Below are 25,707 nucleotides of genomic sequence, written 5' to 3' on the forward strand. Positions count from 1 at the left end.
CCTTGAACTAATAAGGATTCTTTAATGAGCCTAAATTTTCTTGAATTTGAAAAACCAATTGCAGAACTAGAAGCTAAAATTGAAGCGCTGCGTGATATTTCTCGCCGTGGTGGAGATAATACGCTCGATCTAGAAAAAGAAATTAAGCAATTAGAAGATAAATGTTTAGAGCTTAAAAAGAAAACATTTAGTAACTTAGGTGCGTGGGAAGTAGCACAACTTGCTCGTCATCCTGAGCGTCCATATGTACTAGACTACATCGAACATATGTTTACTGAGTTTGATGAATTAGCGGGCGATCGAGCTTTTGCTGATGATAAAGCGTTAGTGGGCGGTATGGCACGTTTAGATGGTCGTCCTGTGATGATTATTGGTCATCAAAAAGGGCGTGGTACAAAAGAAAAAGTATTACGTAACTTTGGGATGCCAAAGCCTGAAGGTTACCGTAAAGCAAAACGTTTAATGCAAATGGCTGAGCGTTTTAAAATGCCAATCATTACTTTCATTGATACAGCAGGTGCTTACCCAGGTGTTGGTGCGGAAGAGCGTGGTCAATCTGAAGCGATAGCAACGAACCTAAAAATCATGTCAGAGCTAAGCGTTCCTGTGATTTGTAATGTTGTTGGTGAAGGTGGTTCTGGTGGTGCATTGGCTATCGGCGTAGGTGACTATGTCAACATGCTTCAGTATTCTACTTATTCAGTAATTTCCCCAGAAGGTTGTGCATCAATCCTATGGCGTGATTCAGATAAAGCACCGCAAGCGGCTGAAGCGATGGGTCTTGTTGCTCCTCGCTTAAAAGAACTAGAGCTGATTGATACGATTATTGATGAGCCACTAGGTGGCGCACATCGTAATCATAAAGTTACGGCTGAAAACATTAAGGCTCGTTTGATTGAACAATTGAATGAACTTGAAGGTTTTGATGAAGAAGCACTGCTTGATCGTCGTTACCAACGTTTAATGAATTACGGTTACTGCTGATAATTTGTGTTAGATAGAGTAAAGTGAAAGCGAGCCAGAGTGCTCGCTTTTTTATTATCTGGATATATTGTTTATGCTTTATTCTCAATTCTCATCTCAATTAGATTCTTATCCTGTATCTAAGCCACATCTTATTGTCGCCTTAAGTGGTGGTATTGATTCTATGGTTCTACTTCGCCTTGCTTCTATCTACGCAAAAGAAAGAGGTTTTGAATGCATTGCTGTTCATGTGAATCACGGATTAAGTCAGCATGCATTTGATTGGGAAGAAGTGTGCCAAGTTCATTGTAATTCTTTATCAGTTGAGCTCTATATTGAGCGAGTACAGCTTACTGTTAGTGCTCAAGATAGCTTAGAAGAAGTCGCAAGAAAGGCTCGTTATCACGCATTAGAAAAGCATATGCAAATGAATAGTTTATTGTTAACCGGTCAGCATCAAGATGATCAGGTTGAAACTTTTTTTCTTGCATTAAAAAGAGGAAGTGGTCCTACGGGATTGTCTTCAATGCCGGCGGTAGCGCTCTTGCAAAAAGGTTATAAATGTCGTCCATTATTAGCCATGTCTCGAGCTAATATTGAGTTGTATGCTAAAGAGAACAGATTAAAATGGGTCGAAGATGAAAGTAATAAAGACACTCGGTTTGATCGAAATTTTTTACGTCACGATATCGTTCCTCATCTAACTGATCGTTGGCCAAGTTTTGCTTCTTCTGTTTCTCGTAGTGCTCAATTATGTGCAGAGCAAGAGATTTTGTTGACCGAATTACTGCAGCCAAAATTAATTGAATTTCAAGACAGTTATAGTGGAATAGCCATTTCACAATTAAATAGCGAATCAGAATTAGCTCGAAATATGTTATTACGCTTGTGGTTAAAGCAGTTCTCAATGCCTTTACCAAGTCAGGCTCAGCTAAAAATATTATGGACGGAGGTTGCAAAAGCAAAAGCGGATGCGAACCCTTCGTTGATGTTAGGTTTAATACAATTAAGACGCTTTCAAGATCGCTTATATTGTTTGCCTGTATATCAAGATCTGTCTTCTTGGAAGGGGGTGTTGAATTACACCGTAAATCTGCCTGATAACCTAGGAATGCTTACGTTGGGAGATAACAATAGGAATAGTCATCAAAGTGTAGGTGAGTCTACCTTGTTGCTAAGAGCTCCTTTAGAGAATGAAATAGTTGAAGTGCACTTTAATGTACAAGGGTTATCCCCTCATCCTGAAACCCGCGAACACAGCCGTAAAATGAAAAAACTGTATCAAGAATATGGGATCCCAAGTTGGCAGAGATCGCGACTACCTCTGATTTTTTATAATGGAGAGCTTGCAGCGGTTGCTGGGTTATTTGTATGTAAAGCATTTTCAGGTGAAGAGTGTGAGCTGATCTGGAAGAAATCAGACTAGAAATAGACTTTCAGTACGAACTTGTCAAAATGATAAAAAATATAAATGGAGCAATGGAATGAAAAAAATAATTGGGTTAGCAGTTATCGCATTAATGGTCTCAGCACCGACATTGGCAGCGGGTGATGCGGCTGCAGGGAAGGCTAAATCACTTATTTGTGCCTCTTGTCATGGCGCTGATGGCATTGCGGTTATTCCGGGATATCCTAATTTGAAAGGGCAGAATGCTCAATATATCGAATCGTCATTAAAAGCGTATAAAAACAAAGAACGTAATGGGGGTAATGCAGCAGTAATGCAGCCGATGGCTTCGATGTTAAATGATACCGACATAGCTAATTTAGCAGCTTATTATTCAACAATGAAATAACCATAAATTAAGTAATGCGATTCCTAGGTTGTATGTTCGCTTTAGCTCAAGGATAATAGAATAATAATTAATACGAATGTTAAAGGACTAATATGAAAAAGATTGAAGCGATCATTAAACCATTCAAGCTTGATGATGTGCGTGAAAGCCTTGCTGATGTTGGTATCACTGGCATGACAGTATCAGAAGTCAAAGGGTTTGGTCGTCAAAAAGGGCACACAGAACTGTACCGCGGTGCAGAATACATGGTCGATTTTTTACCGAAAGTAAAACTTGAAATTGTAGTTACTGACGATGTTGTAGATCAGTGTGTTGATGCCATTATTGAAACGGCTCAAACGGGTAAAATTGGTGATGGTAAAATATTTATCTCTGATGTTACTCGAGTCATTCGTATTCGTACCGGTGAAGAAGATGAAGACGCAATTTAATGCCCACATAAACATGAGTATCTGCTAATCTAGTTAGCATTATATTACTTATTTAAGGAAGGAGTGATGATTCACTCCTTTTTTTGTTTATGAAAAAGAAAACGCTATTTTTATCTGGTTCAGCTTTATTCGTTGGGTTAGTTCTTGCCGCTAAATCAATGGTATTTACCGTTCCTGTGGGGCCTGAATTTATTGAGCTTTCTAAAGTGGCATCTAATGATTCATTGACCTACCAATCTGGTTGTAGCCAATTTAAAACGTCAGATCCAATCGATCGTAATGGTCAACTGAATGTCTTAGTTTGGAATATTTATAAGCAACAAAAAGACGATTGGGAGGCAGCATTAAATACACTAACAGCCTCTTCTGATTTGGTTCTATTGCAAGAAGCCAGTTTAACGCCTGAATTAAAACAATTTGTAGTGGATAAATCGTATTCTGCTGAGCTAGTGCGAGCTTTTGATGTATTTGATACGAGTGCTGGGGTCTTAACGTTAGCAAAAGCATCTGCAGAAAAAGTGTGCGCTCATACTGCGATTGAACCGTGGTTACGTTTACCTAAATCAGCGCTTCTTTCTGAATATCCTTTATCAAATGGAGAAACGTTAATAGTCGTTAATATTCATGCTATTAATTTTACGTTAGGAACTGAGGATTATAAAAATCAAATTGAAGCGTTATCAACAGAAGTTAAGTCACATGACGGTCCTGTGATTATCGCGGGTGATTTTAATTCATGGAGTGAAGATAGGCTTACGACATTACAACAAGAAGTGAAGCAGTTAGATTTAAAAGAAGTCGTGTTTACGCCAGATGATCGTATGCGTTTTATTACAGGTTTACCATTAGACCATATTTTTTATCGTGGCTTAGAAACAAAAGAAGCGCACTCAATTAAGAGTAACGCTTCTGATCATAATCCATTGCAAGTTAGCTTTACCCTGAAAACGCAGTAATAAAGCCCCAGAGTGCAAAGCAAGCAACCCAAGGAAGGATTGCAATGATGAGAGCTTTTGAGCGATCTAAATCTGTCCACGCACCTAATGCGGCATAACTTAAAACGATATACCAAGGCATAAGCAGTGGGAAAGAACTCGCATAAGCTGACCAATGATCAGTCATTGGCAGTTTGATTAAACCATTTAAGCTGTTTAAATCGGCAGCGTAAGGCATGATGTTAGCGTGATTAAGTAGCAGGCTAGCATAACTTGCAATATCCCCTATTAATGCAGGAAACATTATGACAGTGCTACCAGCAACCCATTTGAAGTAACCGTGCTGGTATTGGCTCTGCTTGGTTGCAAGCTTAAACCATAATGCTAATAACAAAATAGTTGCTGTTCGGCCCATCACATCATTAATTACTTCACCGGCTAATAAAATTTCTTTAGTTAGCCATTCACCTTGAACTTGTCCGCCAACACTTTCTATTTGTGCGATTAAGGTAGTGGTAACCCATTCAAAATTGACGAGGTCAAAATAGGTTCCCCAAAATATGAATGGTGCGAAGATCAATAAAACATAAGGCAGCCAAGCCCATTTGCCATGTTCATATAATGCAGCAAAGCAATCGGCTGGAGAGAGAAAAATATCGACCAATAAAATTAATGGATTTGAAGAAGGTGTCATACGTTTACCTTAGTAACATCAACGTAAAGTTTTAATTTTTGTCCTGGCTTAATATAAGAGCCACGTTCGATGTTATTCCATTTCATAATATCTGTCACAGAGACACTGAATTTCTGTGCGATAGAACTTAGGTTGTCCCCTTGTCTGATTTGATAATGTACAGTTCGGATGATTGCGCCATCAGAACTGTTCTTCCAAATCACCAAGTTTTGACCAACGCGTAAAGAATCTTTTGGAGCCATTCCATTCCATTTTGCTAGATCTCGGTATGAAATCGAGTTGTCACGGGCAATGCTCCAGAGGCTTTCGCCGTCTTTAACTTTATGAGCTAGCTTGTATTTCCCTTTAGCTTTAGCTTGAGTCTTTTTTAAACGTTGTGGAGCACTTAACGCATACGTTTTATTACCTTGAGAAGCCGTTGGGATTAATAAATACTGCCCAACACGAATGCTCGAACCATTAATATCATTCGTTTGCTCGATGATCTTAGTTGTCGTGTTGTGTTTTACTGCTAATTGGCTAATGGTGTCACCAGGTTGTACTTTGTAGCGTACGACCTTCATGGTTTTATCACCATTTTTCTTTAGATTAGCATTAAATTGCGCTACGTTTTCTATAGGGAGTAATAGGTGGTAAGGGCCATCTGGAGACGTTGCCCATTGATTATAGGCTGGGTTATAGCCTTGTAGTTCAGTGATTGAAATCCCCGCAAACTCAGCCGCAATAGCAAGATCGAGTTGTTGTTTAGGGTCTACCATTTCAAGAACCGGTTTATTAGGGATCGGTGGAAGTTCTACACCGTATTTTTCATGATTTTTTATGATATCAGCAAGAGCAAGTAATTTAGGAACGTAACCACTGGTTTCTTCTGGTAAATCTAATGAAAAGAAATCGGTTGGCTTACCTAGCTTTCTATTCTTAGTCATGGCTCTTGATACTCGACCAGCGCCGCTGTTGTAAGATGCAATTGAATTTTGCCAGTCACCATCGAAGCGGCTATCAAAATATTCCATATAATCTAAAGCTGCGTTTGTTGCGGCTGGGACATCACGACGACCGTCATACCACCAATTTCGCTCTAATTTAAAGCGATCAGCAGTACCTGGAACGAATTGCCAGAGGCCAGCTGCACTGCCATGCGAATAAGCAAATGGGTCAAACGCACTTTCTACAACAGGGAGAAGCACTAATTCCATTGGTAAACCGCGTTTTTCTATTTCAACGGTAATCATATATAGAAAAGGCTGTGCTCGTTTGGCGACTGTGCGCAAGTGACTCGGATGCTTGATATACCAGTTGCGATAATAATCGACTGATTTATGATCTGGAATTGGCATTTCTAATTGCATTGCAATACGTTGCCAAACGTCTTCTTGTTCTTGTGGAGTCAGTGGTGGCTGCTCAACAGGTTCTATTTTAGAAGGCGTGGTGTCTGTTTTTGAAGGAGTCGTTACTATTGTTTCTGTCTGAGCTTGCTCTGGAGGAGGTGCGGTTTGGCAGCCTGCTAATAGCGCTAATCCAATCCAATGGAATTTCAGTTTCATTGTGTATTGCCTTCAGTTTGCTATGCCAATATCGCATAATGATATTGGCATTCATATTTTTTATTTGGTAAGGGATAATACGTTGCAACCACAGATCAAACAAGTTTCCTATTTAAAACTCATCTTTCCATCGTCTTAATGCGGTAAAGGTCTCAAGCTCGGTACTATTGACTACTTTATTTGCGACGGATTTTTTCACATTGGCTTCATTTGTTCGTAGAAATGGGTTAATTAATTTTTCACGCTGTAATGTGGATGGGATGGTTGATTTACCATTAGCTCTAAGACGCAATACTTTTTCTCTATATTGTTGTAAATAGTCGTTGTCGGGTTCGACAGCTAAAGCAAAAGCTAGATTTGATGCGGTATATTCATGGGCACAATACACTTCAGTTTCATCAGGTAGGGCGGCAATTTTTTGTAGTGAGTTGAACATTTGCTCGGCTGTGCCTTCAAATAACCGGCCGCAACCTGCAGAAAATAATGCATCACCGCAGAAAAGTTTTTCGTCTCCCACATAAGCAATATGGCCTCTAGTATGACCTTCAACACCAAGAACCATAAATTGTTCATCGAATAATTCAACAAAATCGCCATCATTTACTGGGTGAGTTAATGTTGGAATGGGTTCATTTTCTGGGCCAACCACATTAACATTAGGGAACTGTCGCACAAGTTCAGGTACCCCCCCAATATGGTCATTGTGGTGGTGAGTTATTAAAATCGCATCTAAAATAAAATTATGCGCTTTAATGCACTCTAAAACGGGTGTCGCATCACCGGGATCAACAACAACACAATGATTGTCATTGTTGTGAATTAACCAAATGTAATTATCATTAAATGCAGGTATGCTTTTTATTGATAGCATTAACCTTTCTCCAAATTTTGTAGCGTAAATAGGTAACGATATTGATTAAGCCAGCACTGCTTGATAAAAAAATTGTAAAACCGCATTCATGGTCTGATATCCCTCACGGAGAGTGGATAGGAGAGCTGATTCAATCACGTCTGGATGAATGGTGCCCTAAACTTTTTGGTTACCATATGCTTAAAATTGGTGGACTCAGTGCTGAACTAGATAGTCGCTTTTGTAACATTAAACACCAAGTTAACTTAGATAACAAAAGTTCGTTAAGAAATATTACGTCTGAATTGCCGAAATTGCCTTTTTTAGAAAAAAGTATCGATGCTTGTATACTTGCGCATCAGCTCGACTATTCATCCGATCCACACCAGCTATTAAGAGAAGTCGATAGAGTTCTAATTAATGATGGCTATGTTATCTTGACGGGGTTTAATCCAATGAGCGCAATAGGCTTAGCGAGTTTATTTCCGTGGAGGAAAAACAATCTACCGTGGAGTGGTCGAATGTTTACGCCGCACAGAATTAAAGATTGGCTTGGCGTATTAAATTTTGAGGTGGTCTATAGTGATTGCTTTGCACTAGCGCCTTTAACTCGTTATAGAACAGTATGGACATGGTTTGAAAATTTGGGTGGAGAGTCAGTAAAGCCGATTAGTGGGATTTATTTTATAGTGGCAAGAAAAAGGACTTACCCATTAAGGCCTATAAAGTCGGCATGGAAAAAGAAGCCGAAATTGGCTCCTATTTCAGTGGCACAGACCCATCAAGGTAAAACTGAGTCAAAATAACACTTTTTCATAAAACTAGCCGGGATAACCCGTATCATCTTGAGTCGGGTTTTCAGCTGCCGTTCTTGCTAATTCATCACACATTTCATTTTCACGATGACCAGCGTGGCCTTTTACCCAGCGCCAATCAACAGTGTGTCGTTCAGCCTCTGCGTCAAGTTGTTTCCAAAGATCGGCATTTACTACGGGCTTTTTATCTGCTTTTTTCCAGCCTCGTTTTTTCCAGCCATGGATCCATTGAGTAATTCCTTGGCGAACATATTGGCTGTCTGTCGTTAGCACCACAGAGCATGGTTCTTTTAAGTTACGCAGTGCTACCACTGCTGCAAGCATTTCCATGCGATTATTGGTGGTTTGATTAAACCCTTCTGAAAAGGTTTTTTCTGTGCCTTTATAGCGCATTACAATACCGTAACCACCAGGACCAGGGTTTCCTAAACAAGAACCATCTGTGAAAATTTCAACCTGCTTCATTATCTCTGTTATCATTAGAAGAATTTAGAAATAGTCTGACACAAATGAGCCTATGAATACTAGCGACAATTCCCCTAATCGAATTATTGTTCTCGATACAGAAACCACCGGTATGAACTTTTCTGGCGGGCCTGTTTATGAAGGTCACCGTATTGTTGAAATTGGTGCGGTTGAGATTATCAACCGAAAATTAACCGGTAATCACTTTCATGTGTACATCAAACCTGATCGACTTATTGATCTAGAAGCGATTGATGTTCATGGTATTACTGATGAGTTTCTGTATGACAAACCCGAATATAAAGAGATTCATGATGAGTTTTTAGCCTTTATTAAAGGGGCAGAGCTAGTTGCTCATAATGCCCCCTTTGATGTTGGCTTTATGGATTATGAATTCAGTAAAGTTAATAAGCTTATCGGCACAACGGATCAGTATTGTAAAATTACAGATACCTTGGCGATGGCCAAGAAAATATTTCCGGGTAAGCGGAATAACCTAGATATTTTATGTGAACGTTATGGCATAGATAATTCACATCGAACACTTCATGGCGCTTTACTCGATGCTGAGATTTTGGCCGATGTTTATCTGTTAATGACAGGTGGTCAAACAAGTTTAAGTTTTAATGCTGGAAATCAAACCGATTCTTCGGAAGAAAGTATTAAAAGATTGAATTCAGGAAGAAAAGGATTAAAGGTTTTACGTGCTACGGCCGATGAAATAGAAGCGCATGAAAAGCGTTTGGATATAGTTGGTGATGCCTGTTTGTGGCGTAGTTAGGAGTGTAGTATGTGGCGGTTATTGATGATTGTGTTGTTTGTCCCAATGCTTTCTTGGGCAAAGAGCACAGAAATGTCGTGGTTGGATAACCGTTTTCGTGTCGATCCTACAATTAAACAAGTATCGTTCTTGGTTTATAGAGAAAAAACATCACAAGCCGTAACCTTGGTTCGCCCTGATGGCACTAAATATTATGCTTGGGAACATCCTGAAAATGTTGCTTGGTATGAAGAAAATGGTATGGATATTATTTCGATAGAAAATCCTATGCCGGGACCTTGGCAAGCGATAGGTAAAATTACGCCTCAAAATAAGGTGAAGATTTTATCTAACCTGACATTGAATGTTGATTCTTTACCAACGAAATTGTATCAATCTGAAAGTTTGAAATTCACAGCTCGTTTATTACAAGATGGTAAGCCTCTAGTATTAAGAGATTTTTTGAATCGCATTAAATTAAATGTCACGTTTACTCCTTATTTAGCGAATGAAAAAAATTTAGTTAAAGAAGCTCGTCCATTAGCAGAGGTACTCGGTACTTTTGAAGATAATGGAGAGGGTCTTGATGAAATTGCTGCTGATGGCGTTTTTACTGTTAATTTACCAATAAATGTTAAACCGGGTAAATATTGGGTTCGGATCCAATCTCGTAATGGTGTGTTTTTAAGAACGGTAGAACAAGATGTATTAGTTTATCCTTCGCCAATTCGAGCTAGTTTTACTCAAGGTCGTAACGAAAATCAAAGCCATTCAATGAGCATTGATACTGAAGCTGGGACAATAAAGACAGGTTCACTCGCGGCTCATATAGAGCAGGTTAACCCAGATAAAATAACCTCAGTGACTCAAGCACAATCAGATCATGATGACGAAAAATTGTATTTTGACTTACCAAATAGTTATATACCGGGTAAAAATACCTGGACTGGTTGGATTTATGCCACAGATATGGCGACTGACCGTCCTCTAAAGTTTTTTCTGGGTAAACACAGTTATGGCGTGACTGAGCCGATTGATTTAAAAGCCGTTTATGAAGCAAGAATTAAAGCAGAAGTAGCACAGCGTAGAATTGAAGAGCAAGAGAAAGTAGAAGAAGAACGAGCAGATGCTCGTAAATGGTTCTGGATTTATGTTGCTGTTGGTAATCTATTAATTATTATTCTTATTTTTGCAGGGATCTTTGGTTGGAAAAAGATAAAGGCAGTTAAAGCACAAAAAGCAGCATCGCCTAAATCAGAAAAACTATCAATGCCACCACCTCCTAAAGTTTAATTTAAGTCTTTAATTGTTGAGTGAATTAACAATAAATCGCATTTATGTGGTTTATTGTTGTTAAATCTTAAATTTATTACGTTATTTATATAGGTAACGATTGCTTTTTTTATAAAGTTTGTATTTTATTTTTGTATTAAATATACTCTCGTCAATTATTGATAGGGGACTATTTTGGATAAGTATAGACTGGCGTTAGAAGAAACGTTTAACGATCTACTAATGAATAATAAAAAAGTGACCCTAAGTCACTTGATTGGTGGTGACTTACTAGGTGTTGATAATAACAGCATTGATTATCTATCCATCGAAGAGATTATTTACTTAAAGTTAGTGATACACTTAAATAAATCATTTCCCTAATCGCTTAAATTAAAAAAGGCCAGAGCAAATGCTCTGGCCTTTTTTATGGTGATTTAAATAATTCCTAAGCTATTTTACTGTGTTCAAAGTTATTCGTTTGCGGCTTTACGATAAGCTCACTTGGGTCGAAGTCCTCTACATTGATGGTCGCTAGTCGACTTTTCTCTGCTTTACGAAGTAGTAGAGCTTCTTTATCTGAAATGATATTTAGCTCTAAGCCAACTTTTGCAACACGATCTAATTGCATGAAGGGTAGACGTTGTTTTGATTCTTTACATACTCGGTCATAAATTGGCTCAGCAGTTAAGATATCAATTAACGCTTCTTCCATTTTTCCTACTGGATTAAATCGACTTGCTTCTAAGAACAACCCGCGACCAATTCGACTACGTGCACCTGATGGCTCTTGAAGGATACGAGCCAGTTTATGATCAAGTTTATCACTTGGGCGCTGGCGACGAAGTCCTGTTGGTAATAGAATTAATCGCATAGCACCTGCTACAAATCTATTTGGGAAATTTGACAATAGTCCGTCAATCGCTTGCTCTGCTTGATGCAGTGAATCTTGAACACTCCAATGAACTAACGCTAAATCTTCTTTTTGACGGCCTTCATCATCAAAACGTTTTAGAACCGATGTAGTTAAGTAAAGTTGACTTAAAATATCACCAAGACGCGCTGACATACGTTCGCGACGCTTTAAGCTACCACCCAATACAGCCATTGAAATATCAGACAATAAAGCTAAATTTGTACTGTAACGGTTTACTTGTTGGTAATAACGCTTTGTCTCATCATTAAATGGAGTTTTAGAACCGCGACCATCAGATAAACCAAACCATAAACTACGAACAAAGTTACTGATACCAAAGCCAATGTGACCAAAGACGGCCGCATCAAATTTATCAAGAGACGCTTGTTTATCTTCTAAGTAAGCCGCATCCATCTCTTCAAGAACATAAGGGTGACAACGAATAGCCCCTTGACCATAAATGATCATTGAACGAGTCAGTATGTTTGCCCCTTCAACAGTAATAGCAATCGGTGATCCTTGGTAACTACGCGCTAAGAAGTTTGAGCTACCTAAACAAATCCCTTTACCACCAGCGATGTCCATGCCATCAATAGCAATACGTTGTGCTCGGTGAGTACAGTGATATTTTACAATAGCTGAGATAACTGATGGTTTCTCACCTTGTACAATACCGGCAACCGTTAGTGCACTTGCTGCATCCATCATATAAGCATTACCTGCCATACGCGCTAATGGCTCTTCGATCCCTTCCATTTTACCAATGGGTAATTTGAATTGGCGACGAATTCGAGCATAAGCACCCGTAGCAAGCGCTGCGGTTTTTGCACCACCCGTTGCGTTAGATGGCAAGGTGATACCTCGACCCACTGACAGACACTCAACTAGCATACGCCAACCGTGACCGGCCATTTTTTCGCCGCCGATGATGTAATCAAGTGGAACAAATAAATCGTCACCTTGTGTTGGACCATTTTGAAATGGCACATTCATAGGGAAGTGGCGGCGTCCAATCTTAACGCCTTCTAAGTTTGTTGGAATAAGAGCACAAGTAATACCGAGGTTTTTCTTATCGCCTAATAAACCATCAGGATCTTGTAGTTTAAACGCCAAGCCTAAAACGGTAGCGACAGGGGCTAAGGTAATGTAACGTTTATTCCAAGTAAGACGCATACCAAGAACTTCTTTTCCTTCCCACATGCCTTTTGTGACGATACCAAAGTCAGGAATTGACCCAGCATCTGAACCAGCTTCTGGGCTTGTTAACGCAAAGCATGGGATCTCTTTACCTTCAGCTAAGCGAGGTAAGTAATGATTTTTTTGGTCTTCAGTGCCGTAATGTTGAAGAAGTTCACCAGGGCCTAATGAGTTAGGAACCCCTACGGTAATAGAAAGCACGCCAGAAACACTGGTTAGTTTTTGTAGAACAGAAGATTGTGCGTAAGCTGAGAATTCTAAACCACCGTATTTTTTCTTAATGATCATGGCAAAGAATTTATTATCTTTTAGGTATTGCCATACTTCTGGTGGCAAATCAGCAAGCTCATGAGTGACTTCATAATCATTGATCATTCGGCACACTTCGTTTACTGGGCCATCCATGAATGCTTGTTCTTCATCCGATAACGTATTTTTAGGAATATTATGAAGGAACTTCCAATCAGGATTTCCTTTAAACAGCTCAGCTTCCCACCAAACCGTACCGGCTTCAATTGCATCTTTTTCTGTTTTTGACATTTCAGGCATGACGCCTTTGAACATTTCTAATGCCTTATTACTGAAAATAGACTGACGAATTGAAGGGATGTTTAATGGCACTGCAATCACTAAGAAGACAGCCCATGTAATAGGACCAGCATAACCTAATCCTGAACTCACAGCTAAGATAGCCGCAGTGACAAGAGTGGCAGTACGTAGAGATTGTCGATGATAACTTAATGCAGCAAGTGCAATTAATGTTGTTAAAAGTGTCAGGGCCATGTAATTCTCCTTTTTCGGCGCTGCTCTGTTTGTAGAAACAGAGGGTATTACGAGACTCGGTCGTAACATTATTGTGTGATGCTATTCTGATAAGAGGTCTAACCAGTTAAGGTAATTGTAGTCTCTATGTTAACAAAAAGTAAATAACGTTAATGGTTAAAAAGTGATCCAGCTTGAGTAATTAATAAACAAATTTTATTTTTAAGTGAGTAACTTCTAATTTTTCTGGCTATTAATTGAGATATTTATGCTGTGTATAGAAGAAATATAGAGCGGATCTCTTTTAAAGATTTGGTGGTATAGGTACACTGAGATTAGCCCCTAATAGGGAAAATAATAAATAGAGAGAATCTTATGTCTTATCAAGATCTGATCCGTTCTGAATTAACAGAAGCCGCTCAAGTACTGAATGACTTTTTAGCTGACGATAAAAACCTTGCTCAAATCGAATTAGCGGCAAAAACCATTGCAGACTCTTTCAAGCAAGGCGGTAAAGTATTGTCTTGTGGTAACGGTGGTTCACATTGTGATGCAATGCATTTTGCTGAAGAATTAACAGGCCGTTATCGTGAAAATCGCCCGGGCTACCCAGGTATTGCGATTTCTGATCCTAGCCATTTATCGTGTGTGAGTAATGACTTTGGTTATGACCATGTATTTTCTCGTTACACTCAAGCGGTTGGCTCAAAAGGTGATGTATTATTTGGCTTATCGACGTCTGGTAATTCAGGTAATATTTTAAAAGCGATTGAAGCGGCAAAAGAAAAAGGCATGAAAACCATTGCTCTAACAGGTAAAGATGGTGGAAAAATGGCAGGTCTTGCTGATGTAGAGATCCGAGTTCCTCATTTTGGTTATGCTGATCGTATTCAAGAAATCCACATTAAAATCATCCATATTGTTATTCAATTAATTGAAAAAGAAATGGAAAAATAATTCATTATGCTGACCAATCTTAAAACCTCTGTGAATTAAGGTTGGTCAGGTTGCGAATAAAGGAGTAACGCAAGAATGTGTGAATTACTCGGAATGAGTGCCAATGTACCAACCGATATTTGCTTTAGTTTTAAAGGGTTGGTTCAGCGTGGCGGCAATACTGGCCCACATCGTGATGGTTGGGGGATTACTTTTTATGAAGGGAAAGGATTTCGTACATTTAAAGACCCAAAGCCGAGCTGCCACTCAAAAATAGCTAAACTTGTTCAAGATTATCCGATTAAGAGCAAAGCGGTAATTAGTCATATTCGCCAAGCAAACCGCGGTGAAGTGAATCTTGAAAATACCCATCCGTTTACGCGTGAATTGTGGGGGAGATATTGGACGTTTGCTCATAATGGTCAATTAACTAAATTTGATGAATTATCAACAGGGCGCTTTCGACCTGTTGGAGAGACAGACAGTGAACGTGCATTTTGTTGGTTATTAAATCAATTAGAAGATAAATATCCAGAGCCGCCTCAAGATATGATGTTAATGTTTGAGTTTGTGTCTGAATGTTGTGATCAGTTAAGAGAGTTAGGTGTCTTTAATATGTTATTGAGCGATGGTGAGTACGTTATGACTTACTGTTCGAACAATTTACATTGGATCACAAGGCGTGCGCCCTTTGGTCAAGCTTCATTAATTGATGAGGATGTTACAATTGATTTTCACAAAGAAACGACATTGAATGATGTTGTTTCAGTGATCGTGACACGGCCATTAACGGATAATGAAGAGTGGCGTAAAATGAAAGTTGGTGAGTATGCTCTATTTCATTTTGGTGAATTAACCGCAGGTAATCATGATACGGTGCCTGAAATGGCTCCACCGCCATCAGAATGCTCAATTAATTCATAAGCGATATGTATGAAAAATGCCCATCAATATCATATTGATGGGCATTTTTATTATTCAGTTTCTAATCCTGATAGGCCTAAGGCATCACCATCAAGTATGGCTTTTCCATCCTGCATGATTAATCGCTCTTCAACTAACCAATTTGCTACCATTGGATAAATAACATGCTCTTGAGCTTGGACTCGTGATGCGACGTCTTCAGCGTTATCGTCTTCAAAAATAGGCACTTTAGCTTGAAGGATCACTGGGCCCCCATCTAATTCAGGGGTTACGAAATGGACACTTGTTCCGTGTTCCTTATCACCGGAATCAATAGCACGTTGATGAGTATGTAATCCAGTGTATTTTGGTAGAAGAGAAGGGTGGATATTCAGCATTTTACCTTGGTACCGAAGTACAAAATATTCACTTAAGATACGCATAAAGCCAGCAAGGATGATGACGTCAGGTTTGTGAAGATCAATCAGTGTTGCTAATGCGCTATCATACTGCTCACGGTTCTCATATCCAGCAGCACTTAGGCAATGAACATTAATTCCAGCATTGAGTGCTCTGTGTAATCCGTAAGCGTCACTTTTATTTGAAATGACCGCAGAAATACGAGCGTTAGGGATCTTGTTACCACAAGCGTCAATAAAAGCTTGTAGGTTACTGCCACTGCCTGAAACTAATACAACAATATTTTTCATCATAACCGTCTTATTCTTTAAGTAATGAGAACTATTCGAACATAAATAATAGATATAAAAAAGGTGATCGAATAAGTGATCACCTTTCTCTTTATGCTTTATGAGCTAGCTCAAAGTTTATATAACCCGATTAACGGATCTCAACTTGTTCTTCGCCTTGCTTTGCAGTTGCAACCTCACCGATAACCCAAGCGTTTTCGCCTTCAGCATTCAGTAGAGCAACCGCTTGATCAGCTTGATCTTTTGGAAGAGCAATAATAAGACCTACACCACAGTTAAAGGTACGGTACATTTCGTATGTATCAACGTTTCCTTTTTCTTGTAGCCAATTAAAGATAGCAGGCCATTCCCAGCTCTTACCATCAACAACTGCTTTTGTGCCTTCAGGCAGTACGCGAGGAATATTTTCCCAGAAACCACCACCAGTAATATGAGAGATAGCATGAATATCATGCTCTGCTATCATTTTTAAGGCTGATTTAATGTAGATTTTTGTTGGTTCAATTAAATGGTCAGCAATGGTTCTACCATTTAATTCCTCATTAAGATCCGCGTTTGATACTTCAAGAATTTTGCGAATTAGTGAATAACCATTTGAGTGCGGACCACTAGAACCTACAGCGATTAGAGCATCACCTGCCGCGACTTTTGTGCCATCGATGATGTCTTCTTTTTCAACAACACCCACACAGAAGCCTGCAACATCGTAATCTTCACCTTCATACATGCCTGGCATTTCAGCAGTTTCACCACCGATTAGCGCACAACCTGCTTGAATACAGCCTTCACCGATCCCTGTTACTACTTCAGCAGCAACATCAATATCAAGTTTCCCAGTTGCATAATAATCAAGGAAGAACAGAGGTTCTCCACCTTGAACAATAAGGTCATTAACACACATAGCAACTAAATCGATACCAATGGTATCGTGCTTATTTAGGTCAAGAGCTAAACGTAACTTAGTACCAACGCCATCAGTACCAGAAACTAAAACAGGTTGTTTGTATTTAGTAGGAAGTTCACATAACGCACCAAAACCACCAATGCCACCCATTACTTCTGGGCGACGAGTACGTTTTACTACGCCTTTAATTCGATCAACAAGTGCATTACCAGCATCAATGTCTACACCAGCATCTTTGTAGCTAAGAGAAGTTTTGTTGTCGCTCACGGAGGTGTCCTCGCCATAGGTTGGATTTCAAAAATCCGCGCCATTCTAACAGCACAATGTAAAAAGGGAAACGTTTGCGTAAGAGTTTTTGCATAAATTTTGTAATAAAAAATAATAAATTCGGTAAACAACTTCTAGTGCAGTAATTTATTTTATGATAACGCCATTTTTCAATGGAAAAATATGTATAATTAGAAGGTTTGATTAATGTATTTGGAGTCAGAAATGAAAGTTGTTGAAGTAAAACACCCGCTAATAAAACATAAAATTGGTTTAATGCGCGAAGGCGATATCAGCACTAAGCGTTTTCGTGAATTAGCAACTGAAGTAGGTAGCTTGCTTACTTATGAAGCAACATCAGATTTTGAGACAGAAAAAGTAACTATCAATGGCTGGAATGGCCCTGTTGAAGTTGACCAAATTAAAGGTAAAAAAGTAACGGTAGTGCCAATCTTACGTGCAGGTCTTGGCATGATGGATGGCGTTCTTGAACACATCCCAAGTGCGCGTATCAGTGTTGTTGGTATTTACCGTGATGAAGAAACGTTAGAGCCAGTACCTTACTTTAACAAGTTAGCGTCTAACATCGATGAGCGTATTGCTTTAGTTGTTGATCCAATGCTAGCGACTGGCGGTTCTATGATCGCAACGCTTGATCTTTTAAAAGAGAAAGGCTGTAAGAACTTTAAAATTCTTGTTCTTGTTGCTGCTCCTGAAGGCATTGCGGCATTAGAAAAAGCGCATCCAGATGTTGAGCTTTATACTGCGGCTATCGATGAGAAATTGAATGATAAAGGTTACATCATTCCAGGCCTTGGCGATGCTGGTGATAAGATCTTCGGTACTAAGTAATAGGCACCATTGAGTCATTATATTTACTGAATGCTTTAAGCATTAAAAAAGGATTGATGGGTAACCATCAATCCTTTTTATTTGCCCTAGACCCTAGACCCTAGATTTATTTATCATCTTCCATCTGTGTATTATCGACAACATGGTTTTCACCTAAGTCATCAGGAAGAATTAAATTAAGGGCAATAGCCACGATCCCACAAAGACTCACGCCTTGTAAATTAAAATCGCCAATACCCACAGCCATACCACCAATACCAAATACTAGGGTAACGCCAACAATGGTTAAGTTACGTGCTTTATGTAAATCAACTTGGTTTTTAATCAGAGTATTCAGTCCAATCGTCGCGATTGAACCAAACAGTAAGATCATAATGCCCCCCATTACAGGGACAGGAATAGTTTGTAATATTGCGCCTAATTTACCCACAAGAGCCAAAACAATCGCACAGACGGCAGCCCATGTCATGATTACAGGGTTAAACGCTTTGGTTAGCATTACAGCACCAGTGACTTCACTGTAAGTTGTGTTTGGTGGCGCGCCAATAAGAGAAGCAGCCATGGTGGCAATACCATCACCCGTAATGGTGCGATGTAAGCCTGGCTTTTTAAGGTAATCTTTTCCGGTTACGTTTGAAATCGCTAGCATGTCACCCACGTGCTCAACCGCTGGTGCAATTGCCACCGGGATCATAAATAGAATGGCGTTAATATTAAACTCAGGATAAGTGAAATTAGGCAGAGCAAACCAAGCGGCTTGATATACCGGAGTAAAATCGACAATACCAAACATTAGACTTAATGAATAACCAACAATAATGCCAGAAAGGATAGGTAATAATTTAAAGAAACCTTTAGAAAAAACACTGATACCAATCGTAGTAAATAATGAAGCGCCAGCAATCCAAAATGCGATTTGTCCGTCAACTAACTGATAAGCGCCATCGCCCGTTTTTCCTAACGCCATATTAACCGCTGTTGGCGCTAAGCCTAGGCCGATCACCATAATGACAGGGCCAACAACAACAGGAGGCAGTAATTTATGAATAAAAGCGACGCCTCTAACTTTAATCACAGCGCCTAATGCAACATACACTAACCCTGCGACCATTAGTCCGCCCATGGTAGCTGGAATACCCCATGTTTGAGTTCCGTAGATAATTGGAGCAATAAAAGCGAAAGAAGAAGCGAGGAAGATAGGAACAGAGCGACGAGTAACTAATTGAAAGAGAAGGGTACCAACGCCAGCACCAAATAGAGCAACATTAGGATCTAAGCCAGTTAGGAGGGGAACAAGAACGAGTGCACCAAATGCAACGAACAACATTTGAAAGCCTTGGAACAAATTGTATAACATTTCCATTTCCAGTAATGAATTTGAGGGATTCTATCACTATTTAATTAATAAATATCTTGATTTAGCTCGTGAAAAAATAAAACTTTTTAAGAAAGTATCACTCTAATAGTTTGAAAGTTAGATCTGAGTCAATTCGAATCCTTGCTGAATAATGGGATAGCCCTTATTATCGCGGTAAATTATAAAAGTAATTATAGGTTGTTTGATGTTACGTATCTTGTGTTTATTAATGTGTATGATTGCGGGGCCAGTTTTTGCTCAGCAACAAACGGATCTTTATCATACTGAAGTGCAATTAACTGATGCTGAAAAAGCAGAAAGCTTGGCCAAAGAAGAGGGCTTAGTGAATGTATTGATCAAGGTCTCTGGTCAACAGTCAATTGCAGAGAATGAGGTGATAAAAAAAGCGCTAACACGAAGTGATCGCTATGTAACTCAAATGAGTTTTGTTGACTATGATGATGCCCCTCGTGGTATGAAGCTTGGTTATAACTCAAGTATGGTATTGAACCTATTAACTCAAGCCGAGCAAGGTGTGTGGGAAATGCCGCGTAAACCTGTGTTGGTTTGGGTTGTTAATGAATACAATTATCAGAGAAGTATCATTTGGGAACAATCAAACAATTCATTAATTACTCGTATTAAGAATGCTGCAAATGAACGTGGTTTGCCGGTTATGTTCCCAGTGGGTGATTTTGATGATGTAACATCTATTGAAATTCCAGACTTGTGGGGCAACTTTAAAAAGCCAATAGCAGATGCGAGTGAGCGTTATAATCCTCAAGCTATCTTAGTGGTTAAAGTTCGTGGTAATAGCTCAAGTTGGACATTGTTTGATACAACGCCTCAATACCTTGCGACGACATCTAAAAAGCCAATTGAAGGCCGATCGTCAGGTGCTGTTCAATTAGCCGATATGGTTAACGAAGTCAGTGATTATTTTGCTCAAACTTATACAAAAAACTTAGGTGCTGTTGCTAGTGATTCTGAGGTTGTATCGATTAAAGGAATTCATACCACAAGAGCTTTCTTTACTTTAGAGAAACTATTAAAGCAGATGAACTCAGTGGCTAGTGTTCAAGTTGATACAATTCAAGGTGATAAAGTCACTTATACATTAAATTTATTGGGTGACTATCAGCAATTTAATGATGAGCTATTAAGTAAAAATACTCGTATATCAGTCGTGCCCGAAGCACCTATCGTTAATCAGGAAATCAGTACTGAATTAACAGAAGAAGTTTCGCAAGACGTAATACCGGCTGAACTTAAAGAAGAGTCACCTGCGATAAAAGAGGATGCTTTAGTTGATGAACTTGAAATCAAACAACGCGTCATCCATCAGTATGAATTAAGCGTAAATTGATCCATTTCGATTAAATAAAAAAGGTGACTTAAGTGTCACCTTTTTTATGTCTAATTACTCACCCTCTGTGAATTTTGCTTTTTCTATTTTTTCTACTTCAGATAAAAGTTTCAGTTTTAAACCGAGTTCTTTGCCTCGAAGACGAGCGTAATAAATATTACCTATAAATGCACCGGAAGTAAGTATCACTTCAATCAGTGCAAAGTATCGTTCACCTTCATCAAGCCACAGAATGGTTAAACCATGCAAAAAATAAAACATTAAAATAAAGTTAGCCCATGCATGCGTGTAAGGCTTACCTTGAATGATCCCCTTTAGTGGAAAAAGCATTGGAATAATCCATGCCACCATAATGCCATATGGATTGATCAATGGATGGGGGGAGAGAGTACTATGCCAAAGAGCGACAAAGACAAGTAGTGCTAAGTTGCAAAATAGTGCAAGAAAACGATAGCGCTTTGTTTCTGCGCTCATTTCAACTGGATCCATGTTTAGCTTCCTGCTTAATGCTATAAAATCTCTAAAACTTGCTCTGGTGGGCGACCTATTTTTGCTTGGTTGTTGTTAACCACAATAGGGCGCTCAATCAATTTTGGTGTTTGTACCATCGCTTCAAAGAGCTGCTCGTCTGTCACTGAGCTATCTCCTAGATTTTGTTCTTTATATTCAGCTTCTTTTACTCTCATCATGTCACGAACAGAATCGAACCCTAATTGAGAGAATAGCGTTTTTAAGGCATCAACACTTGGTGTTTCTTCTAGGTACTTCACAACGCTTGGGGTCACGCCTTGAGCTTCTAATAGCGCTAATGTTTCACGGCTTTTTGAGCAACGAGGGTTATGATAAATAACAACAGACATATTTTTTCCTTTTGATTATAAGGCGCTAAAACGCTCTCGTGATAGGCGTAGCTGATCGATTCTTGCGTCGTATCTAGCTTGGTCTAAACTTCCAAACTCAACCAATTGGCTTGCTTGAGTATAATTATTGAGGGCTTTATTCCACATTCCTTTTAACGCATACATTTCTGCTCTTGCTGCTAATTCACCATTAGCGCTGCCATTGTCATTATAGGCTTTAGAAAGTAACTGCCAACCTGTAGGGTCATCTGGGTAATCATGGGTATAACGTTGTAAAACACGCACAGCCTCTGCCGGTTGATTGGATTCAGAAAGTGCATGAGCATAGTTAATTGTTAATACTGGATTGTTTGGTAATTGAACTAACCCGTTTTCTAAGCGTTTAATCGCTTGTTGATTTTTCTTGGTGTACAGATCTAAATCGGTAGCTGCATCAATATAAAATGTATTAAGAGGATCATCTCTTAATAGTTTGTCCATGATTGGTTGCGCTTTATCGTATTGTTTTGAATCAATATACACGAGTGCTTTGCCGTAATTGAGCGCTTGTTTTATATCGTTATTGTGAGTTTTTGATTTACGTGAAAACCAATCTAGAGCAGCATTACTGTCAATACCGGCAAAGCGCGCAACAATACGAGAGCGAGCAAGGTGATAGTGTAATGACGTATTTACTCTGCGCATTGGATATTGTTGCGCTCTTTCTCTACTGTCGGTAATACGAGACGTCGGTAATGGGTGAGTCAGTAGCATGGGTGGTGGTGTGCTTGCATAGCGATATTGATCGGCTAAACGAGAGAAGAATCGAGGCATAGCGGATACATCAAAGCCAGATTTAGCTAAAGTATCAATTCCAAATCTATCAGCCTCTTTTTCATTACTACGAGTATAGTTAATCGAACTTTGCATAGCACCAGCGGTAGTCGCGTGAATTGCGGCTATCCCAGCTTCTGGAACCGCAATGGCTAATAATAACGACCCAATAAGAGCGGCAACCGTTGCAGGGGATCGCCTCGCTTGGTCTTCCATACTACGGGCTAAGTGACGTTGGGTAATATGTGCAATTTCGTGTGCTACAACAGAAGCTAATTCACTTTCTGATTGAGCGTACAAAAATAATCCAGAGTGAAGTGCGACATAACCACCAAAAAAGGCAAAGGCGTTAATTTCTCTGTTGTTGATTAAGAAAAAATGGAAAGGGGTTTTTACATCACTCGCATTAGCGACTAATCGATGCCCTAGAGCTTGCACATATTCAGCTAAAACAGGATCATTAATAACAGGTTGGCTTGCTCGAAGCATACGCATATACGCATCACCGTAGATTAACTCTTGATCAATCGTTAGTGTTGATGCAGCTGTTGTCCCTATGTCTGGCAAATTTAAATCGTTATTTGCGTAAACAGGAAGAGTACTTGTCAATAATGAGGTGATCAGTAAACAACTGGCCAGTTTTTTTAATTTGAACATGTCGTTTTTACAAATCCTTTTCAATAACATTCTCTTATGGAGAGATAATAACGTAATCTAGATAATTAAGAGCATCAAATTTAGAATTGGTTTCTTTTTTGTAGTAATTATGTGATTTATACTCTTTCAATTAAAATCTATCATATATATAGAGCTGCTGAATGGAAACCCGAAGCTTAGATTTATCACAATATCGTTGTCCTATGTCGTTGCTATTAGCGAAACGAGCCAGTAAATCGTTAGCTAAGAATGAAATGTTACGGATCAAAGTTATCGACAAGGGATCTTTAACCGATATGATGTCATACTTTGAGCAGTATCTATTTGATATTCAATTAGAGCATACTGATACTTGCTCGCTTTTAACCATCAAGAAGAAGTAGAACCTAATATGTTAGATATGGTTACGCAGTGGTATAAACGCCGCTTTTCAGATCCTCATGCCGTTAGTCTCGTTGCGATTCTTATCGTTGGCTTTATCACTATCTACTTCTTTGGTCATTTAATTGCGCCATTATTAGTTGCCATTGTCCTCGCTTACTTACTTGAGTGGCCAGTCGCTAAATTGAATAAATTTGGATTGCCAAGAACCCTTTCTGTAATGCTTGTTATTATTCTTTTTATCAGTGTAATGCTAATGGCTGTATTTGGTTTAGTTCCAACGATTTGGAACCAAGTCGGTAACTTAATCAATGATGTACCATCCATGTTTAATGGGTTGCATAGTTTATTATCTAGTCTTCCTGGACGTTATCCTGAATTGATTCAACCTCAATCAGTTGAGACGTTATTAGAAACCATTCGTGGGAAAGTACTTGGAATGGGAGAGGTAGTGGTAAAAGGCTCTCTTTCTTCGTTAGTTAGTCTTGCCGCTTTGGGTGTTTATTTAATTCTTGTACCACTGCTTGTTTTCTTTTTACTTAAAGATAAAGAAGAAATGGTAGGAACAATGAGTAATATCCTGCCTAAAAATCGTCGTTTAGCGACAAAAGTATGGATTGAGATGAATGAACAGATAAGTAATTACATTAGAGGTAAGGTGGTCGAAATTCTGATTGTCGGTAGTGTAAGTTACATTACTTTCTTTATCATGGACTTACGCTATTCTTTATTGCTCGCCGTTATGGTCGGGTTTTCTGTATTAATCCCTTATATTGGTGCAGCTGCAGTCACGGTACCTATCGCCATCGTTGCTTTATTTCAATGGGGATTAACCCCCGATTTTTATTGGTTGATTGTTGCTTATGGGATTATTCAAGCACTTGATGGTAACGTTTTAGTGCCTGTTCTTTTTTCCGAAGCCGTTAATCTCCACCCAGTGGCTATCATTGTGTCGGTATTAGTATTTGGCGGGTTATGGGGTTTTTGGGGTGTATTCTTTGCTATTCCGTTAGCGACACTAGTGAAAGCCGTATGGAAAGCACTTCCTGCAACAGATGAAGTGTTTAATAAAGCATAAAAATAATTTAAGAAATAAAAAAAGGCGGGGCTTTTAATGAGCGCCGCCTTTTTATTTTGAGCTTTTAAAATGATTATTTTCGTTTAGCTTATTTATTGTTTAAATAATCCAATACGACTTCATGGTGAGTCTTTGTTTTGAATTTATTGAAGACGTGCTCAATAATACCTTCTTCATTAATTAAGAAGCTAATACGATGTAGTCCATCGTAAGTTTTACCCATGAATTTTTTCTCGCCCCAGACACCAAAAGCATCAGCAGCGGCATGATCTTCATCTGATAATAATGTGAAGTTTAACTTGTCACGCTCAATGAATTTACCTAAGCGTTTTACAGGGTCAATGCTAATACCAAGAGTGATTACGTTATGAGCATCTAATTCAGCTTTAATGTCACGAAGTCCTTGAGCTTGAACTGTGCAACCTGGAGTCATCGCTTTTGGGTAGAAATAGAATAAAACCTTTTTACCTTTTAAATCAGAAAGAGAAATAGACTCTCCATTTTGATCAAGTAGTGAAACGTTTGGCGCAGGAGTACCTGCTTCTAATGGTGTGATCATGATATTTCCTTTTGAATTACTTTTTATTATTAGATCGAGCTTTTATAAAAATTAATCTTACCGTTCACATTTAAGAGAGTACATAAAGCTTCAAACTCTTCTTGGATCTCCATGATGTGGCATTCTTGGGAAATCTCAGCCGTAATTTGAATTTGAAATGTATTTTGGTTCTCACCTCTTTTAAGTGTTTGAGCACTTAGGGTTTTTAAATCAATATCGCGATTGGCTAAAAAATCTGTAAATCTCTCAGTTAGGCCTGGGCGATCTTCTGATTCTACAAACGCATCAATAGTGTAGAAAATATCCTTTTCTTGATGAGGAGAGGTTCGCTTCATCATGGTTATTAAGTCGTGTTGTTGACCAAGTAAAGGTAAGGTATTTTCAATACGAGAAATCGCGTTCGCTGTGCCAGACAACAACATGATTAATGTAAACTCATTACCAAATGAGGCTATACGGCTATCTACGATATTGCAGTTTGACTCAGTGACAAGGCGAGTCACCTTATTCGATATACCAGGTCTGTCGGTACCGATTGCGGTAATTACAAGATGTTGAGGCATAAAAAACTCGTGGTTGAAAAAGATAAGCTCATACTAACACGCAAGTGATTGTGTGATAAGCAAGCAATAGTGAACAATCGTCAAAAAAAAGACTCTACAAC

28 protein-coding genes are annotated in these 25,707 nt (G+C 39.0%); 15 read left to right on the plus strand and 13 right to left on the minus strand.

Annotation, left to right across the window (positions count from 1 at the left end; all coding sequences use genetic code 11):
- Nucleotides 1–24 precede the first annotated feature (24 nt).
- From accA to A6E03_RS03880, 5 genes are all read left to right on the plus strand, one after another.
- Complete coding sequence (gene accA / locus A6E03_RS03860; protein ID WP_065593893.1) at nt 25–984, plus strand: acetyl-CoA carboxylase carboxyl transferase subunit alpha; 960 nt, start codon at nt 25–27, stop codon at nt 982–984.
- Between the two features lie 73 nt (nt 985–1,057).
- A complete protein-coding gene (tilS, locus tag A6E03_RS03865) occupies nt 1,058–2,389 on the plus strand; it encodes a tRNA lysidine(34) synthetase TilS (RefSeq protein ID WP_065600201.1) in 1,332 nt (443 codons plus the stop codon).
- A gap of 58 nt (nt 2,390–2,447) precedes the next feature.
- Nucleotides 2,448–2,759, plus strand: a complete 312-nt coding sequence (locus tag A6E03_RS03870; protein WP_065593891.1) for a cytochrome c — start codon at nt 2,448–2,450, stop codon at nt 2,757–2,759.
- Between the two features lie 92 nt (nt 2,760–2,851).
- Nucleotides 2,852–3,190 (plus strand): nitrogen regulatory protein P-II, encoded by a 339-nt coding sequence (gene glnB / locus A6E03_RS03875; RefSeq protein WP_065593890.1) that lies wholly within the window; start codon nt 2,852–2,854, stop codon nt 3,188–3,190.
- An 89-nt stretch (nt 3,191–3,279) separates the two neighbouring features.
- Nucleotides 3,280–4,146, plus strand: coding sequence for an endonuclease/exonuclease/phosphatase family protein (locus A6E03_RS03880; protein ID WP_065593889.1), 867 nt, complete (start codon nt 3,280–3,282; stop codon nt 4,144–4,146).
- Here A6E03_RS03880 and A6E03_RS03885 read toward each other — a convergent pair.
- The 3 genes from A6E03_RS03885 to gloB all read right to left on the minus strand — a co-directional run bounded on the left by A6E03_RS03885 (nt 4,127) and on the right by gloB (nt 7,234).
- On the minus strand, nt 4,127–4,819 hold the full coding sequence (locus tag A6E03_RS03885; RefSeq protein ID WP_065600202.1) for a YIP1 family protein: 693 nt from the start codon (nt 4,817–4,819) through the stop codon (nt 4,127–4,129). The two genes, A6E03_RS03880 and A6E03_RS03885, sit on opposite strands and share 20 nt — an antisense overlap.
- Nucleotides 4,816–6,363 (minus strand): LysM peptidoglycan-binding domain-containing protein, encoded by a 1,548-nt coding sequence (locus A6E03_RS03890; RefSeq protein ID WP_065600203.1) that lies wholly within the window; start codon nt 6,361–6,363, stop codon nt 4,816–4,818. The genes A6E03_RS03885 and A6E03_RS03890 overlap by 4 nt, the downstream gene beginning before the upstream one ends.
- A 112-nt stretch (nt 6,364–6,475) precedes the next feature.
- Nucleotides 6,476–7,234 carry a hydroxyacylglutathione hydrolase gene (gene gloB / locus A6E03_RS03895; protein WP_065593886.1) on the minus strand — a complete coding sequence of 253 codons (759 nt, stop codon included), beginning with the start codon at nt 7,232–7,234 and terminating at the stop codon, nt 6,476–6,478.
- A gap of 44 nt (nt 7,235–7,278) precedes the next feature.
- On the opposite strand from gloB, the gene A6E03_RS03900 reads away from it, so the two are divergent.
- Nucleotides 7,279–8,019 carry a methyltransferase domain-containing protein gene (locus tag A6E03_RS03900; protein ID WP_176703446.1) on the plus strand — a complete coding sequence of 247 codons (741 nt, stop codon included), beginning with the start codon at nt 7,279–7,281 and terminating at the stop codon, nt 8,017–8,019.
- A 15-nt stretch (nt 8,020–8,034) separates the two neighbouring features.
- Here the strand turns inward: A6E03_RS03900 and rnhA are convergent, their stop codons facing one another.
- Nucleotides 8,035–8,508, minus strand: coding sequence for a ribonuclease HI (gene rnhA, locus A6E03_RS03905; RefSeq protein WP_105055290.1), 474 nt, complete (start codon nt 8,506–8,508; stop codon nt 8,035–8,037).
- Nucleotides 8,509–8,545: 37 nt separating this feature from the next.
- Between rnhA and dnaQ the strand changes: the two genes are divergently transcribed.
- From dnaQ to A6E03_RS03920, 3 genes are all read left to right on the plus strand, one after another.
- A complete protein-coding gene (gene dnaQ, locus A6E03_RS03910) occupies nt 8,546–9,274 on the plus strand; it encodes a DNA polymerase III subunit epsilon (RefSeq protein ID WP_065593884.1) in 729 nt (242 codons plus the stop codon).
- A 9-nt stretch (nt 9,275–9,283) separates the two neighbouring features.
- The gene (locus A6E03_RS03915; RefSeq protein ID WP_065600204.1) at nt 9,284–10,546 is read left to right on the plus strand and encodes a TIGR03503 family protein; all 1,263 of its coding nucleotides are present in this window, start codon (nt 9,284–9,286) and stop codon (nt 10,544–10,546) included.
- Nucleotides 10,547–10,720: 174 nt separating this feature from the next.
- Nucleotides 10,721–10,909, plus strand: coding sequence for a hypothetical protein (locus tag A6E03_RS03920; RefSeq protein WP_065600205.1), 189 nt, complete (start codon nt 10,721–10,723; stop codon nt 10,907–10,909).
- Nucleotides 10,910–10,973: 64 nt separating this feature from the next.
- On the opposite strand, the gene fadE is transcribed toward A6E03_RS03920, so the two are convergent.
- Complete coding sequence (gene fadE, locus A6E03_RS03925) at nt 10,974–13,421, minus strand: acyl-CoA dehydrogenase FadE (RefSeq protein ID WP_065593881.1); 2,448 nt, start codon at nt 13,419–13,421, stop codon at nt 10,974–10,976.
- Nucleotides 13,422–13,775: 354 nt separating this feature from the next.
- Between fadE and lpcA the strand changes: the two genes are divergently transcribed.
- Together lpcA and A6E03_RS03935 are read left to right on the plus strand one after the other, a co-directional pair.
- Nucleotides 13,776–14,357, plus strand: coding sequence for a D-sedoheptulose 7-phosphate isomerase (gene lpcA, locus A6E03_RS03930; protein WP_045102705.1), 582 nt, complete (start codon nt 13,776–13,778; stop codon nt 14,355–14,357).
- A 75-nt stretch (nt 14,358–14,432) separates the two neighbouring features.
- Nucleotides 14,433–15,260 (plus strand): class II glutamine amidotransferase, encoded by an 828-nt coding sequence (locus tag A6E03_RS03935; RefSeq protein ID WP_065593879.1) that lies wholly within the window; start codon nt 14,433–14,435, stop codon nt 15,258–15,260.
- Between the two features lie 50 nt (nt 15,261–15,310).
- Here the strand turns inward: A6E03_RS03935 and purN are convergent, their stop codons facing one another.
- Together purN and purM are read right to left on the minus strand one after the other, a co-directional pair.
- A complete protein-coding gene (purN, locus tag A6E03_RS03940) occupies nt 15,311–15,949 on the minus strand; it encodes a phosphoribosylglycinamide formyltransferase (RefSeq protein ID WP_176703447.1) in 639 nt (212 codons plus the stop codon).
- Nucleotides 15,950–16,079: 130 nt separating this feature from the next.
- The gene (gene purM / locus A6E03_RS03945) at nt 16,080–17,120 is read right to left on the minus strand and encodes a phosphoribosylformylglycinamidine cyclo-ligase (RefSeq protein WP_065593877.1); all 1,041 of its coding nucleotides are present in this window, start codon (nt 17,118–17,120) and stop codon (nt 16,080–16,082) included.
- 225 nt (nt 17,121–17,345) lie between these two features.
- On the opposite strand from purM, the gene upp reads away from it, so the two are divergent.
- Nucleotides 17,346–17,972, plus strand: a complete 627-nt coding sequence (upp, locus tag A6E03_RS03950; protein ID WP_012550882.1) for a uracil phosphoribosyltransferase — start codon at nt 17,346–17,348, stop codon at nt 17,970–17,972.
- A 106-nt stretch (nt 17,973–18,078) separates the two neighbouring features.
- On the opposite strand, the gene A6E03_RS03955 is transcribed toward upp, so the two are convergent.
- A complete protein-coding gene (locus A6E03_RS03955; protein ID WP_083190364.1) occupies nt 18,079–19,329 on the minus strand; it encodes a uracil-xanthine permease family protein in 1,251 nt (416 codons plus the stop codon).
- A gap of 205 nt (nt 19,330–19,534) precedes the next feature.
- On the opposite strand from A6E03_RS03955, the gene A6E03_RS03960 reads away from it, so the two are divergent.
- Nucleotides 19,535–20,695 carry a DUF2066 domain-containing protein gene (locus tag A6E03_RS03960; RefSeq protein ID WP_065600207.1) on the plus strand — a complete coding sequence of 387 codons (1,161 nt, stop codon included), beginning with the start codon at nt 19,535–19,537 and terminating at the stop codon, nt 20,693–20,695.
- A gap of 54 nt (nt 20,696–20,749) precedes the next feature.
- On the opposite strand, the gene A6E03_RS03965 is transcribed toward A6E03_RS03960, so the two are convergent.
- Genes A6E03_RS03965 through A6E03_RS03975 form a run of 3 tightly spaced genes read right to left on the minus strand, consistent with a single transcriptional unit; the run spans nt 20,750 to nt 23,025 of the window.
- Nucleotides 20,750–21,184: a DUF2069 domain-containing protein gene (locus tag A6E03_RS03965; RefSeq protein WP_065600208.1), complete on the minus strand. Its 435-nt coding sequence runs from the start codon at nt 21,182–21,184 to the stop codon at nt 20,750–20,752.
- Nucleotides 21,185–21,204: 20 nt separating this feature from the next.
- Nucleotides 21,205–21,555, minus strand: a complete 351-nt coding sequence (gene arsC / locus A6E03_RS03970) for an arsenate reductase (glutaredoxin) (protein WP_065600209.1) — start codon at nt 21,553–21,555, stop codon at nt 21,205–21,207.
- A gap of 15 nt (nt 21,556–21,570) precedes the next feature.
- Complete coding sequence (locus A6E03_RS03975; RefSeq protein WP_065593873.1) at nt 21,571–23,025, minus strand: M48 family metallopeptidase; 1,455 nt, start codon at nt 23,023–23,025, stop codon at nt 21,571–21,573.
- A gap of 161 nt (nt 23,026–23,186) precedes the next feature.
- Here A6E03_RS03975 and A6E03_RS03980 point away from each other — a divergent pair, with 161 nt between their 5' ends.
- Together A6E03_RS03980 and A6E03_RS03985 are read left to right on the plus strand one after the other, a co-directional pair.
- The gene (locus tag A6E03_RS03980; protein ID WP_065593872.1) at nt 23,187–23,408 is read left to right on the plus strand and encodes a sulfurtransferase TusA family protein; all 222 of its coding nucleotides are present in this window, start codon (nt 23,187–23,189) and stop codon (nt 23,406–23,408) included.
- An 8-nt stretch (nt 23,409–23,416) separates the two neighbouring features.
- The gene (locus tag A6E03_RS03985) at nt 23,417–24,484 is read left to right on the plus strand and encodes an AI-2E family transporter (protein WP_065600210.1); all 1,068 of its coding nucleotides are present in this window, start codon (nt 23,417–23,419) and stop codon (nt 24,482–24,484) included.
- A gap of 88 nt (nt 24,485–24,572) precedes the next feature.
- Here the strand turns inward: A6E03_RS03985 and bcp are convergent, their stop codons facing one another.
- Together bcp and A6E03_RS03995 are read right to left on the minus strand one after the other, a co-directional pair.
- The gene (bcp, locus tag A6E03_RS03990; RefSeq protein WP_176703448.1) at nt 24,573–25,040 is read right to left on the minus strand and encodes a thioredoxin-dependent thiol peroxidase; all 468 of its coding nucleotides are present in this window, start codon (nt 25,038–25,040) and stop codon (nt 24,573–24,575) included.
- Nucleotides 25,041–25,072: 32 nt separating this feature from the next.
- Nucleotides 25,073–25,606, minus strand: a complete 534-nt coding sequence (locus tag A6E03_RS03995; RefSeq protein WP_065600211.1) for a glycine cleavage system protein R — start codon at nt 25,604–25,606, stop codon at nt 25,073–25,075.
- Nucleotides 25,607–25,707: the final 101 nt, after the last annotated feature.

The sequence above is a fragment of the Aliivibrio sp. 1S128 genome (assembly GCF_001691065.1).
In the GTDB taxonomy this organism is placed as follows: domain Bacteria; phylum Pseudomonadota; class Gammaproteobacteria; order Enterobacterales; family Vibrionaceae; genus Aliivibrio.

Excerpts from the sequence above, each read along its gene's own strand:
- A6E03_RS03965 (WP_065600208.1), bottom strand. The coding sequence starts at position 21,184 with ATGGATCCAGTTGAAATGAGCGCAGAAACAAAGCGCTATCGTTTTCTT.
- upp (WP_012550882.1), top strand. The coding sequence starts at position 17,346 with ATGAAAGTTGTTGAAGTAAAACACCCGCTAATAAAACATAAAATTGGT.
- lpcA (WP_045102705.1), top strand. The coding sequence starts at position 13,776 with ATGTCTTATCAAGATCTGATCCGTTCTGAATTAACAGAAGCCGCTCAA.
- A6E03_RS03935 (WP_065593879.1), top strand. The coding sequence starts at position 14,433 with ATGTGTGAATTACTCGGAATGAGTGCCAATGTACCAACCGATATTTGC.
- A6E03_RS03885 (WP_065600202.1), bottom strand. The coding sequence starts at position 4,819 with ATGACACCTTCTTCAAATCCATTAATTTTATTGGTCGATATTTTTCTC.
- arsC (WP_065600209.1), bottom strand. The coding sequence starts at position 21,555 with ATGTCTGTTGTTATTTATCATAACCCTCGTTGCTCAAAAAGCCGTGAA.
- A6E03_RS03975 (WP_065593873.1), bottom strand. The coding sequence starts at position 23,025 with ATGTTCAAATTAAAAAAACTGGCCAGTTGTTTACTGATCACCTCATTA.
- fadE (WP_065593881.1), bottom strand. The coding sequence starts at position 13,421 with ATGGCCCTGACACTTTTAACAACATTAATTGCACTTGCTGCATTAAGT.
- accA (WP_065593893.1), top strand. The coding sequence starts at position 25 with ATGAGCCTAAATTTTCTTGAATTTGAAAAACCAATTGCAGAACTAGAA.
- glnB (WP_065593890.1), top strand. The coding sequence starts at position 2,852 with ATGAAAAAGATTGAAGCGATCATTAAACCATTCAAGCTTGATGATGTG.
- gloB (WP_065593886.1), bottom strand. The coding sequence starts at position 7,234 with ATGCTATCAATAAAAAGCATACCTGCATTTAATGATAATTACATTTGG.
- A6E03_RS03955 (WP_083190364.1), bottom strand. The coding sequence starts at position 19,329 with ATGTTATACAATTTGTTCCAAGGCTTTCAAATGTTGTTCGTTGCATTT.
- purN (WP_176703447.1), bottom strand. The coding sequence starts at position 15,949 with ATGAAAAATATTGTTGTATTAGTTTCAGGCAGTGGCAGTAACCTACAA.
- A6E03_RS03960 (WP_065600207.1), top strand. The coding sequence starts at position 19,535 with ATGTTACGTATCTTGTGTTTATTAATGTGTATGATTGCGGGGCCAGTT.
- A6E03_RS03985 (WP_065600210.1), top strand. The coding sequence starts at position 23,417 with ATGTTAGATATGGTTACGCAGTGGTATAAACGCCGCTTTTCAGATCCT.
- A6E03_RS03890 (WP_065600203.1), bottom strand. The coding sequence starts at position 6,363 with ATGAAACTGAAATTCCATTGGATTGGATTAGCGCTATTAGCAGGCTGC.
- dnaQ (WP_065593884.1), top strand. The coding sequence starts at position 8,546 with ATGAATACTAGCGACAATTCCCCTAATCGAATTATTGTTCTCGATACA.
- tilS (WP_065600201.1), top strand. The coding sequence starts at position 1,058 with ATGCTTTATTCTCAATTCTCATCTCAATTAGATTCTTATCCTGTATCT.
- rnhA (WP_105055290.1), bottom strand. The coding sequence starts at position 8,508 with ATGATAACAGAGATAATGAAGCAGGTTGAAATTTTCACAGATGGTTCT.
- A6E03_RS03870 (WP_065593891.1), top strand. The coding sequence starts at position 2,448 with ATGAAAAAAATAATTGGGTTAGCAGTTATCGCATTAATGGTCTCAGCA.
- A6E03_RS03980 (WP_065593872.1), top strand. The coding sequence starts at position 23,187 with ATGGAAACCCGAAGCTTAGATTTATCACAATATCGTTGTCCTATGTCG.
- A6E03_RS03915 (WP_065600204.1), top strand. The coding sequence starts at position 9,284 with ATGTGGCGGTTATTGATGATTGTGTTGTTTGTCCCAATGCTTTCTTGG.
- A6E03_RS03995 (WP_065600211.1), bottom strand. The coding sequence starts at position 25,606 with ATGCCTCAACATCTTGTAATTACCGCAATCGGTACCGACAGACCTGGT.
- A6E03_RS03880 (WP_065593889.1), top strand. The coding sequence starts at position 3,280 with ATGAAAAAGAAAACGCTATTTTTATCTGGTTCAGCTTTATTCGTTGGG.